The organism is Bacillus hominis (genome assembly GCF_018332515.1).
Lineage (GTDB): Bacteria > Bacillota > Bacilli > Bacillales > Bacillaceae_G > Bacillus_A > Bacillus_A hominis.
In genome coordinates this window covers 1-238 of sequence record NZ_BOQD01000323.1, presented here as the reverse complement: position 1 = coordinate 238, position 238 = coordinate 1, and the positions used below count along the sequence as shown (strand labels likewise).

Annotated in this window: 1 protein-coding gene; it reads left to right on the top strand. The window is 31.1% G+C overall.

The window, feature by feature from the left end:
• A partial coding sequence (locus KI356_RS23665) for a M3 family metallopeptidase (RefSeq protein ID WP_238486227.1) occupies nucleotides 1–238 on the top strand: 238 nt, incomplete at both ends.

The window sequence follows — 238 nt, the reverse complement described above, 5'->3', positions numbered from 1 at the left end:
CCTCCATGAAATGGGCCATAGTATTCATAATGAATGTATGAAGCACCTAGAGTTACAAAAATATTTAGAAATCCCTTCAGAATCAGCTGAGTTAGCTAGCATGACAATGGAATTATTTTCGATGGAGTATTGGGATACATTTTATGAGAATACAGAAGAATTTATAAAAGCAAAATTAGATTTCTTTAAAGATATTGTTAAGTATTTACCACAAATGCTTATCGTGGATCAATTCCAA